Source organism: Xanthomonas sp. NCPPB 1067, assembly GCF_020783795.1.
GTDB classification, from domain to species: Bacteria; Pseudomonadota; Gammaproteobacteria; order Xanthomonadales; family Xanthomonadaceae; genus Xanthomonas; species Xanthomonas melonis.
Genome location: NZ_JAJGQG010000023.1, coordinates 12,254 through 27,605, shown reverse-complemented (window position 1 = coordinate 27,605; position 15,352 = coordinate 12,254). Strand labels below are relative to the sequence as shown.

At 66.6% G+C, this 15,352-nt stretch carries 12 protein-coding genes; 3 read left to right on the top strand and 9 right to left on the bottom strand.

Features of this window, described 5'->3' with window-relative positions:
- Nucleotides 1-181: 181 nt before the first annotated feature.
- The 3 genes from LL962_RS15800 to LL962_RS15790 all read left to right on the top strand — a co-directional run bounded on the left by LL962_RS15800 (nt 182) and on the right by LL962_RS15790 (nt 2,796).
- On the top strand, nt 182-598 hold the full coding sequence (locus LL962_RS15800; protein WP_228317578.1) for a SymE family type I addiction module toxin: 417 nt from the start codon (nt 182-184) through the stop codon (nt 596-598).
- A gap of 86 nt (nt 599-684) precedes the next feature.
- Entirely contained in the window at nt 685-1,302 is a 618-nt protein-coding gene (locus tag LL962_RS15795; protein ID WP_228317577.1) for a hypothetical protein, read from the top strand.
- A 15-nt stretch (nt 1,303-1,317) separates the two neighbouring features.
- Complete coding sequence (locus LL962_RS15790) at nt 1,318-2,796, top strand: XVIPCD domain-containing protein (protein ID WP_228317576.1); 1,479 nt, start codon at nt 1,318-1,320, stop codon at nt 2,794-2,796.
- Between the two features lie 263 nt (nt 2,797-3,059).
- Here LL962_RS15790 and LL962_RS15785 read toward each other — a convergent pair whose 3' ends face one another.
- From LL962_RS15785 to LL962_RS15745, 9 genes are all read right to left on the bottom strand, one after another.
- The gene (locus LL962_RS15785; RefSeq protein WP_228317575.1) at nt 3,060-4,709 is read right to left on the bottom strand and encodes a chemotaxis protein CheA; all 1,650 of its coding nucleotides are present in this window, start codon (nt 4,707-4,709) and stop codon (nt 3,060-3,062) included.
- A gap of 2 nt (nt 4,710-4,711) precedes the next feature.
- A complete protein-coding gene (locus LL962_RS15780; RefSeq protein ID WP_104588610.1) occupies nt 4,712-5,338 on the bottom strand; it encodes a protein phosphatase CheZ in 627 nt (208 codons plus the stop codon).
- On the bottom strand, nt 5,338-5,730 hold the full coding sequence (gene cheY / locus LL962_RS15775) for a chemotaxis response regulator CheY (protein ID WP_014507662.1): 393 nt from the start codon (nt 5,728-5,730) through the stop codon (nt 5,338-5,340). Before cheY ends, LL962_RS15780 begins: the two co-directional genes overlap by 1 nt.
- 24 nt (nt 5,731-5,754) lie before the next feature.
- On the bottom strand, nt 5,755-6,522 hold the full coding sequence (locus tag LL962_RS15770) for an RNA polymerase sigma factor FliA (RefSeq protein WP_104588611.1): 768 nt from the start codon (nt 6,520-6,522) through the stop codon (nt 5,755-5,757).
- Nucleotides 6,519-7,403 (bottom strand): MinD/ParA family protein, encoded by an 885-nt coding sequence (locus LL962_RS15765; RefSeq protein ID WP_005918202.1) that lies wholly within the window; start codon nt 7,401-7,403, stop codon nt 6,519-6,521. Before LL962_RS15765 ends, LL962_RS15770 begins: the two co-directional genes overlap by 4 nt.
- Nucleotides 7,390-9,048 (bottom strand): flagellar biosynthesis protein FlhF, encoded by a 1,659-nt coding sequence (flhF, locus tag LL962_RS15760; RefSeq protein WP_228317574.1) that lies wholly within the window; start codon nt 9,046-9,048, stop codon nt 7,390-7,392. The genes LL962_RS15765 and flhF overlap by 14 nt, the downstream gene beginning before the upstream one ends.
- Nucleotides 9,049-9,777: 729 nt before the next feature.
- Nucleotides 9,778-11,850, bottom strand: a complete 2,073-nt coding sequence (gene flhA, locus LL962_RS15755; protein ID WP_228317599.1) for a flagellar biosynthesis protein FlhA — start codon at nt 11,848-11,850, stop codon at nt 9,778-9,780.
- Between the two features lie 17 nt (nt 11,851-11,867).
- Nucleotides 11,868-12,998 carry a flagellar biosynthesis protein FlhB gene (flhB, locus tag LL962_RS15750; RefSeq protein ID WP_228317573.1) on the bottom strand — a complete coding sequence of 377 codons (1,131 nt, stop codon included), beginning with the start codon at nt 12,996-12,998 and terminating at the stop codon, nt 11,868-11,870.
- Between the two features lie 170 nt (nt 12,999-13,168).
- Complete coding sequence (locus LL962_RS15745; RefSeq protein ID WP_228317572.1) at nt 13,169-15,256, bottom strand: putative bifunctional diguanylate cyclase/phosphodiesterase; 2,088 nt, start codon at nt 15,254-15,256, stop codon at nt 13,169-13,171.
- Nucleotides 15,257-15,352 lie beyond the last annotated feature (96 nt).

Below are 15,352 nucleotides of genomic sequence, written 5' to 3'. Positions count from 1 at the left end.
GCGAGGTGCTGCGCAGGCTCGCCTCAGGCGCAGCTGTTGAGCAGGCGAGCACCCATCCCGCGCATCCGCTGAGTCGCCAGCTCGGTGTGTTACCGCACACCTCGCGCCGTCGGTTCGCACGCAGGGCCGTGGCGCTGCAGCAGCGCGTCGCCGCATCCACCAACTATCACCCGGAGGCGCCATGACACGCCACCGCCCACCCATGGCATCTGCCAGCGCACGGCCCACCGGCACACATACGCGCTCAACGCCGCCCAAGCGGGTGCAGTGGGTCGTTGTGGAACCCGACCGCACCAAGCTGCCACTGATGCTGCCGCCCGACCCGGACGCCTCCCCGCAAGGCCCCGGCACGCTACGCGCACCCCGCCGCGCCCGCCGCCCGCGCCAATGCACCGTCAGCTACACCCATTACCCCGGTGCCCACGAACACGGCGGTGATCAGCACGTACCCCATGTCCGCCTCAGCGGCCTATGGCTGGAACAACTGGGCTTTGCCATCGGCACCAAGCTGCGCATCACCGCCAGCGCGGGGCAGTTGTTGATGGAGGTGTTGCCGCCGGTGGAGGTGCCGGCGAAGGCGCACGGCGTGCGGCGATGATACTACGGCTGCCAGACCCCTTGCGATTGACCTCGGTGCCGGATGCCACTAGCGTCGCAGCCACACCAGCGCACAACGGACGCTTCATGATCGCGCGCCCCCTCTACGCCTTGCTCGCCACCCTCGCTCTGGGCGCATGCGCCCACACGGCGGCCACCCCAGCCCCGGCAACCGTCACGGAGACATCTGCCATGAATTCATCCAGTCCTACCACTGTGCCGCCTAACAAGCCCACTGCGGAAGGCTTGCTTGGTCAGCTGCTTGTGTTGATCAAGGGCAGCCAGAATATCTCCGACTTCACTCCCGAGCGTCTGAATTCCACGATGGGGCAGGCGGTTCAGTTCGTGAGAGGCGACGAACGCCGATATCGGGCCTTCGGCCCGCTCACTAAGGATTGGAGTTATGGATTTGGAGTCGATGAAACCAAGCTTGATGGCAGATGGTTCGAATTCCGCTTCGATCGCAATGTGGCCGGTGCATCGCCTGCGATGACCGAAATTTGTCGCCTGGACTTTGATCGTTTTACCCAGCAGCTTGAGCAGATGGGATTTGCGCGTGAGCGCAACATCGTCGAAGACGGGCGCTGGATGAGTGATTTCTTTACGCGCCCAGGAATGCGAGTAGAGGTCTTTCCGCGAGGTGAGGCTGCGGAACCGCAAGAGTTTGTAGCGCACAAATGCGTCGAATGGGTCTACATCCGTTAAGTCCAAGGAGCGGACATGTCACTCAGTCCTGATGCTTTGAAAGTTTTGAATGATTTCGGCAATGAGCCTGGAGTTACCAAACCTCACGTCGATCAACTGAGGCAGCTTCTAACCGATTCGCCGGAACTTACGCGCCAGCTGAATGTGGCAATTGATCAAAAGCTGGTGACTAGTTTCAAGCCTCTCACCGATCCGCATGCTGGAGGCTCGTTTGATCCTGTTGGCCACTCAATCCAGTTGCCACTGACAAAGCTGGTGGGCCCCAATGGAGTTGCTCCCCCATCTGCCGGGGATCTGACTTTTGTCCTTGGGCACGAGTTGCAACACAGCACCTTCAGCCCGGACGCGGAGGCCGCAAGGCAGCAGTTTATGACTGAAGCTCGTACGATTGCGCGCACCACACACGACTACACGTCAGCCGCTGAAAAGGTCATTGCTAGCAACCGTGAGGATGAATCACGTGCAGAGATCGCGGGTTGGAACGCCACCCTCAGTAGGGTCAAAGGCGGTACGCCTCAGCCGACCTTGGAAGACATTTATCGCGCGGCCCCCGGAAGGATGCGTGACTTCATCGATACCGCTGCGGGAAGCCAAGGTCTCGTCTATACCTTAAAGCCCAATCTTTCCTTGAACCAAGACTTGACCATGTCAGCCACGCCGGCAAATGTCGAGGCCATGGGTGTCAACTATTTCGATAAACCAGCACAGGATACGCAGATTGGCTATGGCGGCCTGTCTGACTATCACAACCACTACGGGCCTTGGGTCATCGGCACTGCAGCCATCTTTGAGCGTCACTACAATAAGGCGCAGCAGGGCACGCCTGAGCAACCGATGATCTTTAACCTGCAGCGGCTTGGTCTCAAAGAGGATGCACTAGAACGCAATGGTATTGACCTGGGCAGCAATACGCGCCCGATGCCTTACCTAGATAGCAGCACCCAGCCCCCGACGCCGGGCTTGTTCCAGCACAGCAAAAACACTCATCTGCATGTCTCGCCGATCTCTGCACAAGAGCTGGAGCAGGAGCTCCGTGCACGTGAATCCCCATCGCAAGGGACGTCACTTCACCTTCTTCCGTCAGATCCAGGCCATGCTGATCACCCGCTGTACCAGCAGATCAAAGACGGGGTGCAAAAGCTCGATAGCGCACATGGTAGGCAGTGGGATGCATCGAGCGAGCGCATGACAGCTAGCCTGCTTGCGCTGGCAAAAGAGGAAGGGTTGTCGCGGGTGGATCATGTGGTGCTCAACAACCCAACGGCTCAGCTTGCGGGCGGCGAGAAGGTCTTCGTCGTTCAGGGCGCCCTCAACGACCCGGCTCACCAGCGTGCCCATATGTCGACCATGGACGCCGTGCAGACACCAGAGACCCAGTCGTTCGATCGCCTGCAGGCAATCAACCAGACTCAGGCTCAGGCGCGCGAACAGCAGCAGGCGCTGGAGCAGTCCCAGCAAGCCGTCAGCCAGGCTGGTCCGTCGATGACGCGCTGAGTGTTTCGCAACGAGATAACGAGGTTCAAATAACGGTTCCAGGTTCACTTGCACGGCAGCTTGACCGTCACCAAACCATCGCGCCCATGCCTGCGCGCGTAGCGACATAGATCGGCAGCGATGCTGTCAGTGACACGACAACGGCCGCAGTACGCCGCCGCTATCGTTAGATCAGGCAGCCAGGATCGTCTTGACGATTCCCGATTCCCGATTCCCGATTCCCGATTCCCGAATCCCGAATCCCGAATCCCGAATCCCGAAACTCACTGATCGCTGGAGCGCAATCCATCCACGTCCAGGATCAGCGCCATGCGGCCGTCACCGATCAGGGTGGCGCCGGCGTAGCCGGGCAGGCCGCGCAGGGCGCGGGGCAGGGGTTTGATCACCACCTCCTCGCGGCCGCGCACCTGGTCCACCACCAGGCCGAAGCGGGTTTCGCCGGCCTGCAGCAGCACCACCGTCAGCAGCGGCGGCTGTTCGGCGGGCACGCCCAGCCAGCGACGCAGGTCGATCAGCGGCAGGGTATGCGAGCGGCGGTCGAGTACGGCGCGGCCGTCGAACCAGCCCAGCGAGGTCTGCGGGGCGTGCAGCACTTCGACCACGCGTGCCAGCGGCAATGCGTAGACCGCTTCGCCGGCCTGCACCAGCAGGGTCGGCAGAATCGCCAGGGTCAGCGGCACGCGGATCATGAAGCGGCTGCCGCGGCCCAGTTCGGACTGGATCTGGATCTGCCCGCTGAGTTCGCGGATGCGCGATTGCACCACGTCCATGCCAACGCCGCGGCCGGAGATGTCGGTGACCTCGGCCTTGGTCGAAAAGCCCGGCATGAAGATCAAATGCAGACACTCGTCGGTGCTCAGGCGCGCGGCGGCTTCGGCGTCGATCAGGCCCTTGCCGCGGGCGATCTCGCGCAGGCGTTCGGGGTCGATGCCGGCGCCGTCGTCCTGGATTTCGATACTGACGTAATCGCCTTCCTGCTGCGCGGACAGGCGCACATGGCCGCTGCGCGGCTTGCCGGTGGCTTCGCGCAGGGCCGGCGATTCGATGCCGTGGTCGATGGCGTTGCGCACCAGGTGCACCAGCGGGTCGGCCAGGGCTTCGACCAGATTGCGATCGAGCTCGGTTTCGGCGCCGATCAGTTCCAGCTCCACTTCCTTCGACAGGGTGCGCGCGACATCGCGGGCCACCTTGGGGAAGCGTGCGAACACCTTGCTGACCGGCTGCATGCGGGTGCGCATGACCGCGGTCTGCAGACGTGCGGTGGCGATATCCAGCGTGCTGACCGCGCGGTCGAGTTCTTCGTCGCGCAAGCGGGTGCGCAAGGTCTTCAGGCGGTTGCGCGAGAGCACCAGTTCGCCGATCAGGTTGACGATGGCGTCCAGGCGCTTGGTGTCCACGCGCACGGTCTGTTCGGCTTCAGCACCGGCCTTGGCGGCGGCCTTGGGGCCTTTGGCGCCTGCGACGGGAGCATGCGCGTCGTCGTGTTGCGCCGGCGCGGCGGCAGCCTTGGGGGCGGCCTTGACCGCTGGTGGCGCGCTCTTGGCATCGAACTGCGCGATCAGCGTGGCCGGCGCGTGGGGTACCGCTTCGCCCGAGCCCATCGCGTCCAGCATGGCCTGCAGATAGTCCAGCGACTGCTGCGCGGCATCGAAGTGATGCGCCTGCAGCACTGCCTGGCCCGAGCGCGCCATGCCGAGGGTTTCTTCGGCGGCGTGGCACAGCTCCACCATCGGCTTGATGGCCAGGAAGCCGGCGCCGCCCTTGAGCGTGTGGAAGCCGCGGAACACCGCGTTGAGCTGGTCCGCTTCGTCTGGTGCCTGTTCCAGCGACACCAGCTGTTCGCCGAGGCGATCCAGGATCTCCTGGGCCTCGACGATGAAATCGGCAGCAATATCGTCTGGAACAGCACTCATGATTACAGCCCCAATCCGGACAGCAGGTCGTCGGCGTCGTCCTGCGACACCGCGTGACGGTCCAGGCCCTTGATCGCAGGACCGGCAAGACCGCCGTCGTCTTTCTTCGGTTCGCTGTTCTTGGGCGGCAGGCCCAAGGCGCCGAAGCCTTCGTGCACACGGCGCACGATGCCGGCCACGCGACGGATGATCTGGCCGCTGAGGTCCTGATAGCTCTGCGCCAGCGACAGCTCGGTGAGGTTGTGGCGCATCTTTTCCAGCAGTGCGCCCTGGTCCTCATTGAGCCCGCCATCGCGCAGCTGGTTGGCCAGCACGCGGCATTCCTCGACCAGGTCCAGGGTGCGGTGGCTGGCCTTTTCGGTCATCTCCACCACATGGTCCAGGCGCGAGCAGGCATCGTCCAGTTCGCCGGCCTCTTCGGGCACCGTGGGCAACTCGCCCAGGGCCTGTCCGAGTTCGCGGGCGAGCCGGCTCAGGCTCTGCATCATCGGTCGCGTGCGTAGCGCGGCGAGGTGGTCGACCTCGCGACGCCAGGTGACCTGATCACCGCTTTCCAATGCATCGAGCGCGCTCTGCAGGCGCTCGATCAACGCGGCACGTTCGGCATCGGCTTCCACGGTGGCGTTCATCAGGCGGTCGCCGCCAGACGTTCGAACACCTTGCCCAGCTTCTCTTCCAGCGTCTGCGCGGTGAACGGCTTGATGATGTAGCCGTTCACGCCGCACTGCGCGGCTTCGATGATCTGCTCGCGCTTGGCTTCGGCGGTCACCATCATCACCGGCAGGTGCTTGAGCTTGGCGTCGGCGCGGATGTTGCGCAGCAGGTCGATGCCGGTCATGCCGGGCATGTTCCAGTCCGTCACCACGAAATCGAACGGGCCCGCACGCAGCGCGGCCAGCGCGCTGTTGCCGTCTTCGGCCTCTGCGGTATTGGTGAAGCCAAGATCCGCCAACAGATTCTTGACGATACGGCGCATCGTCGAGAAGTCGTCCACGATCAGGATCCGCATGTTCTTGTTCACATCAAGCTCCTAACACGAAAAAAATCAATCGTCATTTTCGACACCGGCATCGGCCAGTTCGAATACCTTGAGGCGGCCGCGCAGGCGCACCACGGCCTGGCCGTGGATCTGGCAGACGCGCGATTCGCTGACGCCGAGCACGGCGCCGATTTCCTTCAGGTTCAATTCCTGTTCGTAGTACAGCGACAGCACCAACTGCTCGCGCTCGGGCAACTGGCCGATGGCCTTGCCCAGCTCGCGGCCGAATTCGCCACGCTCCATCATCTGCTGCGGATTGGGCCCACCCTTGGCGGTGGTGTCCAGTTCGCCGTGATCTTCGATGCGTGATTCCAGGCTCAGCACCTGGCCGCGTGCGGCGTCTTCCATCAGGCGCAGGTAGTCGGGCAGCGGCATTTCCATCGCGGCGGCCACTTCGGTGGCGGCGGCGGCGCGGCCGGTGCTCTGCTCGATCTTGCGCACTGCGGCGGCGGCGTCGCGGGCGCGGCGGTGCACCGAACGCGGCACCCAGTCGCCACGGCGGATCTCGTCGATCATCGAGCCGCGGATGCGGATCGAGGCATAGGTTTCGAACGAGGCGCCCTGGTCGGAGTCGTAGCTGCGCGAGGCTTCGATCAGACCGATCATGCCGGCCTGGATCAGGTCGTCCACTTCCACGCTCGCCGGAAGGCGGGCGGCCAGGTGGTGGGCGATGCGGCGCACCAGGTCGGCGTGCTGGGTCACCACGTCGTTGGCGTTGTTGCGTTGGACGGCACGGTACTGCGCAGTGGCGGTCGTTGCGGTGGCGGTGCTCATGCGGCCACTCCCCGTTGAATGATGCGTTCGACAAAGAACTCGACGTTGCCGCGCGGCACGGTGGGAGCCTGCCAGCGCGAGGTACGGCGCGCGATTTCTGCGATGGCCTGTGCCGACGGACTGGCGGGGTAGGCCTTGATGACGGGTTGCTGACGCTGCACCGACAGGCGCAGCCAGTCGTCCTGCGGCACGTGGCCGAGGTAGTTCAACGACACGTCGCCGAGGAACTTCTCGCAGACGCGGGAGAGCTTGTCGTACAGCAGGCGGCCCTCGTTGGGGTCGCGCACCATGTTGGCGATGATCTGCAGGCGGTCCACGCCGCGTTCGCGCGAGAGCACCTTGATCAGTGCGTAGGCGTCGGTGATCGAAGCCGGCTCGTCGCAGACCACCACCACGGTGTCCTGGGCGGCCTGGCAGAAGGTCAGCACGCTGTCGGTGATGCCGGCGGCGGTGTCGATGACCATCACGTCCAGGTCGCGTTCCAGTTCGGAGAACACGTTGACCAGGCCGATGTGCTGGGCCGGGGCCAGTTCGGCCATGTGGCGGCGGCCGGACGCGGCCGGCACCACCAGCACGCCGCCGGGGCCTTCGATGATCACTTCATCGAGCGTGCAGCGGCCGGCGATCAGGTCGGCCAGGGTGTACTTGGGCGCCAGGCCCAGGACCACGTCCAGGTTGGCCAGGCCCAGGTCGGCGTCCAGCAGCAGCGTGCGTTTGCCCATGTCGGCAAGCGCCACGGCCAGGTTGGCGGAGATGTTGGTCTTGCCCACGCCGCCCTTGCCGCCGGTCACGGCAATGGTGCGCACCGGGCCCAGAGGCTCGGGACGGGTCGCCGACAGGGGGAAGGCGTTGGTCAGCTTGGCGTATTCACGCGACTGCATGGTTGTGCTCCGGAGTACAGGGCTTATCGGCAGCGCGCCGCAAATCTTCAAGGCGAAGAACGAGACTGGCGGCATTGGCGCGGTGCAGGTCGTCGGGGACCCGCTGTCCGTCAGTCACCCAGGTGATGGGCATCTGGTGATCGACCACCACCGACAAGGCGCTGCCGAAGCGGCCGGTCTCGTCGAGTTTGGTCAGCACCACGCCTTGGGGTTTGGCGTGGGCGAAGCGGCGCACGACCTCGTCGAGGTCGGCGAAATGGGAGTTGGCGGGCAGCACCAGCAGCGAGGTGACCTGCTGGGCGGCGCGCAGCCAGTTCAGCTGGGCGGCCAGGGCGCGATCGCGCTGGCCCATGCCGGCGGTGTCGATCAGCACCAGCTTGTAGTCGCGCAGGCGGTCCAGCAGTTCGAGCAGGCTTTCGGCGCTGTCGGCCTCGTGCACTGCGATGCCGAGCTGGCGGCCGTAGCTGTGCAGCTGCTCGCGGCCGCCGACGCGCAGGGTGTCGGTGGTGACCAGGGCCACGTCGCGCGGGGCGTGCTGGGCGGCGAAGCGCTGCGCCAGCTTGGCGATGGTGGTGGTCTTGCCGGCACCGGTCGGGCCGACCAGGGCGATCACGCCGCCGCGTTCCAGCGGGTCGACCGGGGCCACCGGCAGGCGCTTGGACAGCAGGCCCAGCATCAGGCCGCGGCCGCGGTGCAATTCGGTATCGGCCGGGATCTGCAGGGCGATGTCGCGGGTCAGGCCGGCGTCGAAGCCGTAGTCGTCCATCAGCTCCAGCGCCTGCGCACGCACCGGCGAGCCACGCAGGCGCTCATCGGTGAGGCGGTTCATTTCGCGCTCGATCATCTGCCGCATCAGTGCCAGCTCGCCGCGCAGCTGCTTGAGTTCTTCGTCGTTCTGCGGCGCCGGCATGGCGGCGGCGGGCACCGCGGCCAGCGCGACAGGGGCGGGCGGAGCGACTTCGATCGGCGGCAGCGCGGCTGGCGGCAGGATCTGCGGCAGGGCGTCGTCCAGGTCGAAGTCGGCTTCGTCGGCGAAGGCGTCCTCGTCCTGTGCCGCTGCGGCAACGGCGGGGGCGGCGACCGGAGCGGGCGCCTGCATCGGGGTGGCCTGCACCGCCGGGCGCGGCACCGGGGCGGTGGTCAAAAAGTCGGCGAACAGCTGTTCCGGCACCGCCGACAGCGCGTGTTCCTGACGCTGCACGATCGGCGCAGCGGCCTCCTGCACGGTCTGCACCGGGGCAGCGCTGCGGATCGGCGCGGCCACCGGCGCCTGGCGCGGCACGCTGGCCGGCTGACGCAGGGCCATGGCGGCGATCATGTCTTCGGCGGCGCTGGCCACGCGCTGGCGGTGGCTCATGCCGGCGGTATCGGCAGCCGGCTTGAGCGGGGCGTGCACCGGCGCAGCGGGGCGGGCGGCGACCGGCGCCGCAGCGTGCTGCGTGGGGGCGCTGCTGGCCGCCGGCGTTTCGCGGGCGGTTTCCAGGGCACGCTGCACCAGCTCTTCGTCGTAATTGCTGGCGGCAACGATCTCGATGCCTTCGGCGGTGCGACGGTTGGACAGGATCACGGCATCCGGGCCATGTTCCTCGCGCACCATGCGGAATGCGGTGCGCATATCCGGGGCGACAAAGCGTTTGATTTTCATGCCACCTGCCTCCAGGAACGGGACCCGCCGGACGCCGGACGGGTGCGCGATGAATGTGGGTGTGTCGCCAGCGTCATGAGTTGCCTGTCCCGTTCGTAGTTCCAAGTCCTGCCATCCGCCCCGCAGCGGTGGTGCTGGCTGCGGTCTCGGCAGAGCTAATGCATGCGGTGTGCCAAAACCGCAGTGCTGGATTTCTGGCGCTCGATCAGGAGGGTTGCGCGTGCGGCGGCTGCCCCTGCTGCCCCCCATCCGCCCTTTGGGCACCTTCCCCCGCGGGCGGGGGAAGGGAGGCGTTGGCCCGGCGCTGCTAGTGCATTGGCGCAACGCCGCTGCAGCGCTGGCAATCCGTTGCCTTCTCCCGCGGGCGGGAGAAGGTGGCGCGCAGCGCCGGATGAGGGGCGTTGGTGCGGTGCGAGTCTCGCCTGCGGGAGTGTGGCGAGACTGCTGCCCCCCATCCGCCCTTCGGGCACCTTCCCCCGCGGGCGGGGGAAGGGAGGCGTTGGCTCGGCGCTGCTGCTGCATTGGCGCAACGCCGCTGCAGCGCTGGCAATCCGTTGCCTTCTCCCGCAGTCGGGAGAAGGTGGCGCGCAGCGCCGGATGAGGGGGGCGGTGCGGTGTGACTCCTACCTGCTGGCACATCGCCCGACTGCTGCCCCCATCCGCCCTTCGGGCACCTTCCCCCGCGGGCGGGAGAAGGTGGCGCATAGCGCCGGATGAGGGGCGTTGGCCTTAGCTGATCGTGCCGACCAGCTTCAGACGCTTGTCTTCGGGCACTTCGCTGTACGCCAGCACCGACAGGGACGGGACGCTGTGGCGGACCAGGCGGGCGAGGGCGGCGCGGACCTGGCCGGGCACCAGGACCACCGCCGGTTCGTTGCGGGCTTCCTGTTTGCCCACGCAATCGGCCAGGCTCTGGTGCAGGCGCTCGGCCAGGCCGGGTTCCAGCGCCACGCCGTTGCCATGGGTGGATTCCTGCAGCACGCGCTCCAGCTGCGGGGCAAGGGTGAACACCGGCAGCTCGGCCGACATGCCGGCGATTTCCTGCACGATGAAGCGGCCCAGCGAGGTACGCACCGCGGCGGTGAGGGTGGCCGGGTCCTGGCTGTGCGGGGCGTGCTCGACCAGCGCTTCGACGATCTTGCGCAGCTGGCGTACCGGAATGCGCTCGATCAGCAGGTTCTGCAGCACCCGCACCACCACCGACAGCGGCAATGCCTTGGGGGTGAGGTCTTCGACCATCTTCGGCGCGGTCTTGCCCAGGGTGGCCAGCAGCTGCTGGACTTCCTCGTGGCCGAGCAGTTCCGGGGCGTGCTCGCGGATCAGGTGCGACAGGTGGGTGGCGACCACGGTCGCCGGATCCACCACCGTATAGCCCATGGATTCGGCATAGGCACGCTGATGCGGCTGGATCCAGGTGGCGTCCAGGCCGAACGCCGGGTCCTTGCCGGGAATGCCGTCCAGCTGGCCGAGCGCGCCGCCCGGGTCCAGCGCCAGCTCGCGGTCGGGATGGATTTCGGCGGTGGCGACCGGGACGCCGTGCACCAGCAGCCGGTAGGCATTGGCCGACAGCTCCAGGTTGTCGCGGATATGCACGGGCGGGACCAGGAAGCCGATGTCCTGGGTGAGCTTGCGGCGCACGCCCTTGATGCGTGCCATCAATTCGCCGCCCTGGTGCTTGTCCACCAGCGGGATCAGCCGGTAGCCCACTTCCAGGCCCAGTGGGTCGATCGGGCGCAGTTCGTCCCAGCTCAGCTCGGCGCTGGCCTGGGCGGTGGCGGCAGTGGCTGCCGCCTGCGGGTCGCTGGCCGCATCGCCGGCGGCGGGCGCGACCAGGCTGCGCTTGTACAGTTTCCAGGCGATCACACCCAGGATCAGGCCCAGCGTCAAAAACGCGACGTTGGGCATGCCCGGCACCAGGCCGACCAGGCCCAGGATGGCCGCAGCCACGGCCAGGGCGCGATGCTGGCCGAACACCTGGCCGATCATCGCCCCGCGCATGTCCTGCGCCCGCGAGGCGCGGGTCACCAGCAAGGCGACCGAGGACGAAACCAGCAACGCAGGCAGCTGCGCCACCAGGCCGTCGCCGATCGACAGCAGGGTGTAGGTCGAAGCCGCATCCACGAACGACATGCCGTGCTGCAACATGCCCACGGCCATGCCGCCGACCAGGTTGATGAACAGGATCAGGATGGCGGCGATGGCGTCGCCGCGGATGAACTTGTTGGCACCGTCCATCGCGCCGTAGAAGTCGGCTTCCTCGCGCACTTCCTCGCGGCGGGCCTTGGCTTCCTCGCGCGTCAGCAAACCGGCGTTGAGGTCGGCGTCGATGGCCATCTGCTTGCCGGGCATGGCGTCCAGGATGAAGCGGGCGGTCACTTCCGACACGCGCCCGGCACCCTTGGTGATGACCACGAAGTTGATGATGGTCAGGATCGCGAACACCACGATACCCACGGCGTAGTTGCCGCCGATCACGAACTGGCCGAACGCCTCGATCACCTTGCCGGCGGCGGCGTGGCCGTCCTGGCCGTTGATCAGGATCACGCGGCTGGAAGCGACATTCAGCGCCAGCCGCAGCATCGTGGTCATCAGCAGCACGATGGGGAAAATGGTGAATTCCAGCGGACGCTGCACGTACACCACCGCCAGCAGCACCATCAGCGAGATGGCGATGTTGAAGGTGAACAGCGCATCCAGCACCGGGGCCGCCAGCGGCACCATCAGCATGGCCAGCATGGCCATCAGGGCCAGCGGCGCACCCAGGCCGTTGCGCAGCAACTCCATGATGCGGCGGGCGTTCATCGGGACGGGCTGGGCGCTCATGGGGTCGCTCCCTTGCCGAACTCATCCACCTCCAGCGACGGCAATTCCGGCATCGGGCCGCCGTTCCACCCGCGCAGCTGGTAGACGTAGGAAAGCACCTGGGCCACGACCGAATAGAGTCTCACGGGAATTTCCTTGCCGATTTGGGCTTCCCTATACAAGGCGCGTGCCAAAGGCGGGGCGGTGACGATGGCCACCCGGTGCTGTTCGCCGGTTTCGCGGATGCGGAAGGCCATTTCGTCCACGCCCTTGGCCACCACGATCGGCGCACGCATCTTGCCGCCCTCGTACTTCAGCGCCACCGCGTAGTGGGTCGGGTTCATCAGCACCACGTCCGCCTTGGGCACCGCTTCCATCATCTGGCGCTGCGACATCTGCATCTGCATCTGGCGAATGCGGCCCTTCACTTCCGGGCTGCCCTCGCTTTCCTTCATCTCGCGCTTGATCTCCTCGCGCGTCATCTTGAGCTTCCGCATCCAGTTCCACTTCTGGTACGGCGCATCGATCGCGGCCAGCAGCACCAGTGCGCCGGCGGTGTAGAACAGCAGGCTCTTGGTGAAGTCCAGGCCGTTGCCCACCGCCTGCTCCAGCGGCTGGTTCACCAGTGCGCGCAGGCCGTGCAGGCTCCTGGAGATGCACAGCCACGCCGCCAGGCCGACGAACAGCAGGCGCAGCACCGACTTGACCAGCTCGGCCAGGCTGTGGCTGCCCCACATGCGCTTGACCCCGTTCATCGGGTTGAGCTTGTTGAGGTCGGGCATCAGCGCCTTACCGGAAAAATGCAGGCCGCTCATCAGCAGCGGGCCGGCCAGCCCGGCCAGCAGGCAGATGCCGATCAGCGGCACCATCACCCACAGCAACTGCATCAGCAGGTCGCCGAAGTGGCCGAACAGCGCCATCGGGTTCTCGCGCATCCTCGGGTCGGGGCTGAGCGCGGTCTTCATCCACACCGCCGCGCCATCGCCGATGCCGCCGGCCAGGGCCATCAGGCCGAACACGCCGGCGCCGAACACCGCCGCAGTGGACAACTCCCGCGATTGCGGGATGTTGCCTTGCTCGCGGGCCTCGCGAAGGCGTTTTTCGGTGGGAAGCTCTGTACGCTCGCCGCCGTCTTCGGACTCGGACATGGAAGTGCCGGTGGGGGATCAGCCTGGGCTGATGCAAGCGGTGTTCCAGAGGCGGGATTCGGGAGTCGGGATTTGTAAGAGCGGTGGGCTGCGGGCTGATCGGGATGCGGCTGACGGGCCGAATGGATGATGCCGCGTCGTGCTCGGGGCGTGGCGCCTTGGGGCCTGGCTCAGCTGGCCAGGCGTGTTGGGCCGTCGCGTTGGGCGAGGACCAGGGCGATGAACTGTTCGGCGGGCATCGGCCGGCCCAGCAGATAGCCCTGCAGCTGGTCGCAGCCCAGGCGTTCGAGGGTGTTGCGCTGGGCCGGGGTTTCCACGCCCTCGGCCACCACCTGCAGGCGCATGGTGTGGGCCAGCGCCACCACTGCGGCAACGATGGCGATGTCCTCGGCGCCGTTGTCCATGGCCTGCACGAAGCTGCGGTCGATCTTCAGCTCGTGCGCGGGCAGCCGGCGCAGGTACAGCAGGTTGGAATAGCCGGTGCCGAAGTCGTCGATGGCGATGCGCACGCCCAACGCGTTGAGCTGGCCCAGGGTGTGCAGGCAGGCCTCGGCATCGCGCATGGCCATGGTCTCGGTGATTTCCAGGGTGAGCTGGCCAGGGGCGATGGCATGGCTGCCCAGCGTGGTCGCCACTTCGTCCAGCAGGCTGGGCGAGGCGAGCTGGGTGGCCGACAGGTTCACCGCCACGCGCCAGTCGCCATGGCCGGCGTCGCGCCACTCCCGCATCTGCCGGCAGGCCTGTTGCAGGACCCAACTGCCCAGCGCACCGATCATGCCGCTGCGTTCGGCCAGCGGAATGAAGCTGTCCGGTGGCACCAGGCCGCGTTCGGGGTGCTGCCAGCGAACCAGCGCCTCGGCACCGAGCGGGCGGCCGTCCTCGGCGCAGTACTTGGGTTGGTAATGCAGGACGAACTGGCCCGACTCCAGCGCGCGTGGCAGCTCCTGCAGTAATTGCAGGCGCTCGCCGGTGGTGCCGGTCATGGAGCGTTCGAAGAAGCTGTAGCGGTTGCGGCCAGCCTGTTTGGCGTGACCCATCGCGGCATCGGCGTGGCTCATCAGCTGGTGTTCGCTGCCCGCATCCTCCGGGTACAGCGCGATCCCGATACTGCTGCTCAGACGCAGCTCGCGCTCGCCGACCAGGAAGGGCGCTGCCAGCGCCTGCAGCAACTGTGCGGCAATGGCAGCAGCGTCTTCCGGGTCGGCGATGTCGGCCACCAGTACGAATTCATCCGCGCCCAGCCGCGCCAGGCTGGCATGCGCGTCGCGGAACGTGGCCAGACGCCCGGCCACCGCCACCAGCAAGCGGTCGCCGAACTGATGGCCGTAGCCGTCGTTGACCACCTTGAAGCCGTCCAGGTTGATCAGCATCACCGCAAACCGCTGCCCATCGCGCTGCGCGCGTTCGATGTTCTGCAGCACATGCTCGTGCAGCAAGACGCGGTTGGGCAGGCGGGTGAGCGGATCGTGCAGGGCGGCCAGGGCCAGATCGGCATTGGCGCGCGCCAGCGATTGCGCCAGCACGTCGGTGCGTTGCTGGAAGCGCCGCGACAGCATCGAAATCACCAGTGCCAGCATCAGCAAGGCCAGCGTGACCAGCACCACCACCGCGGTTAGCCACGAGAGCGGCAGGTGCATCTCCGATGCCGCGCCGCAAATGCTGCCGGGCGCGAAGCGCGCCGCAGCCATGCCGGTGTAATGCATGCCGACGATCGCGACCCCCATCACCACCGCCGCGATCAGGCGCAGGCTGTGTCGGCGGCCATCGTGGCGCAGCCGGAACGCGATCCACAGCGCGGCGGCACAGGCGCCGATGGCGATCGCGATGGAAAGGCCGAACAGCAGCGGGTCGTAGCTGATGGCGGGCACCATGCGCATCGCGCCCATGCCGATGTAGTGCATCAGCGCGATGCACAGCCCCATCAGCACCGCGCCCAGGCCCAGCCGCGGCCAGGGCAGTTGCGGTTGCGAGGTCAGCCACAGCGCCAGCGCCGAGGCCAGGATGGCCGCCAGCATCGAGTAGGCGGTCAGCGCCACGTCGTAACCCAGCGGAATCGGCAGCCGGAACGCCAGCATGCCGACAAAGTGCATCGACCAGATGCCGATCCCCATCGAGATGGCGCCGCCCACCAGCCATGCGGCGGCGATGCCGCCACGGCTGACGGTCATGCGGGCGGCCAGATGCAGCGCGGTGTAGGAGGCCAGCACGGCCACCACCAGCGACAACAGCACCATGCCAAGGTTATAGGTTGCGACCACCCATCCAGTTCCGACGTCGACAGACGCGCTTGCTCAAGGAGCTAGCGACCCGGCGTGCGCGTTCTTGAGCCTGCAAGCGCGCAACGCTGGGGATCA

Excerpts from the sequence above, each read along its gene's own strand:
- LL962_RS15800 (WP_228317578.1), top strand. The coding sequence starts at position 182 with ATGACACGCCACCGCCCACCCATGGCATCTGCCAGCGCACGGCCCACC.
- LL962_RS15795 (WP_228317577.1), top strand. The coding sequence starts at position 685 with ATGATCGCGCGCCCCCTCTACGCCTTGCTCGCCACCCTCGCTCTGGGC.
- LL962_RS15790 (WP_228317576.1), top strand. The coding sequence starts at position 1,318 with ATGTCACTCAGTCCTGATGCTTTGAAAGTTTTGAATGATTTCGGCAAT.
- LL962_RS15785 (WP_228317575.1), bottom strand. The coding sequence starts at position 4,709 with ATGAGTGCTGTTCCAGACGATATTGCTGCCGATTTCATCGTCGAGGCC.
- LL962_RS15780 (WP_104588610.1), bottom strand. The coding sequence starts at position 5,338 with ATGAACGCCACCGTGGAAGCCGATGCCGAACGTGCCGCGTTGATCGAG.
- LL962_RS15770 (WP_104588611.1), bottom strand. The coding sequence starts at position 6,522 with ATGAGCACCGCCACCGCAACGACCGCCACTGCGCAGTACCGTGCCGTC.
- LL962_RS15765 (WP_005918202.1), bottom strand. The coding sequence starts at position 7,403 with ATGCAGTCGCGTGAATACGCCAAGCTGACCAACGCCTTCCCCCTGTCG.
- flhF (WP_228317574.1), bottom strand. The coding sequence starts at position 9,048 with ATGAAAATCAAACGCTTTGTCGCCCCGGATATGCGCACCGCATTCCGC.
- flhA (WP_228317599.1), bottom strand. The coding sequence starts at position 11,850 with ATGAACGCCCGCCGCATCATGGAGTTGCTGCGCAACGGCCTGGGTGCG.
- flhB (WP_228317573.1), bottom strand. The coding sequence starts at position 12,998 with ATGTCCGAGTCCGAAGACGGCGGCGAGCGTACAGAGCTTCCCACCGAA.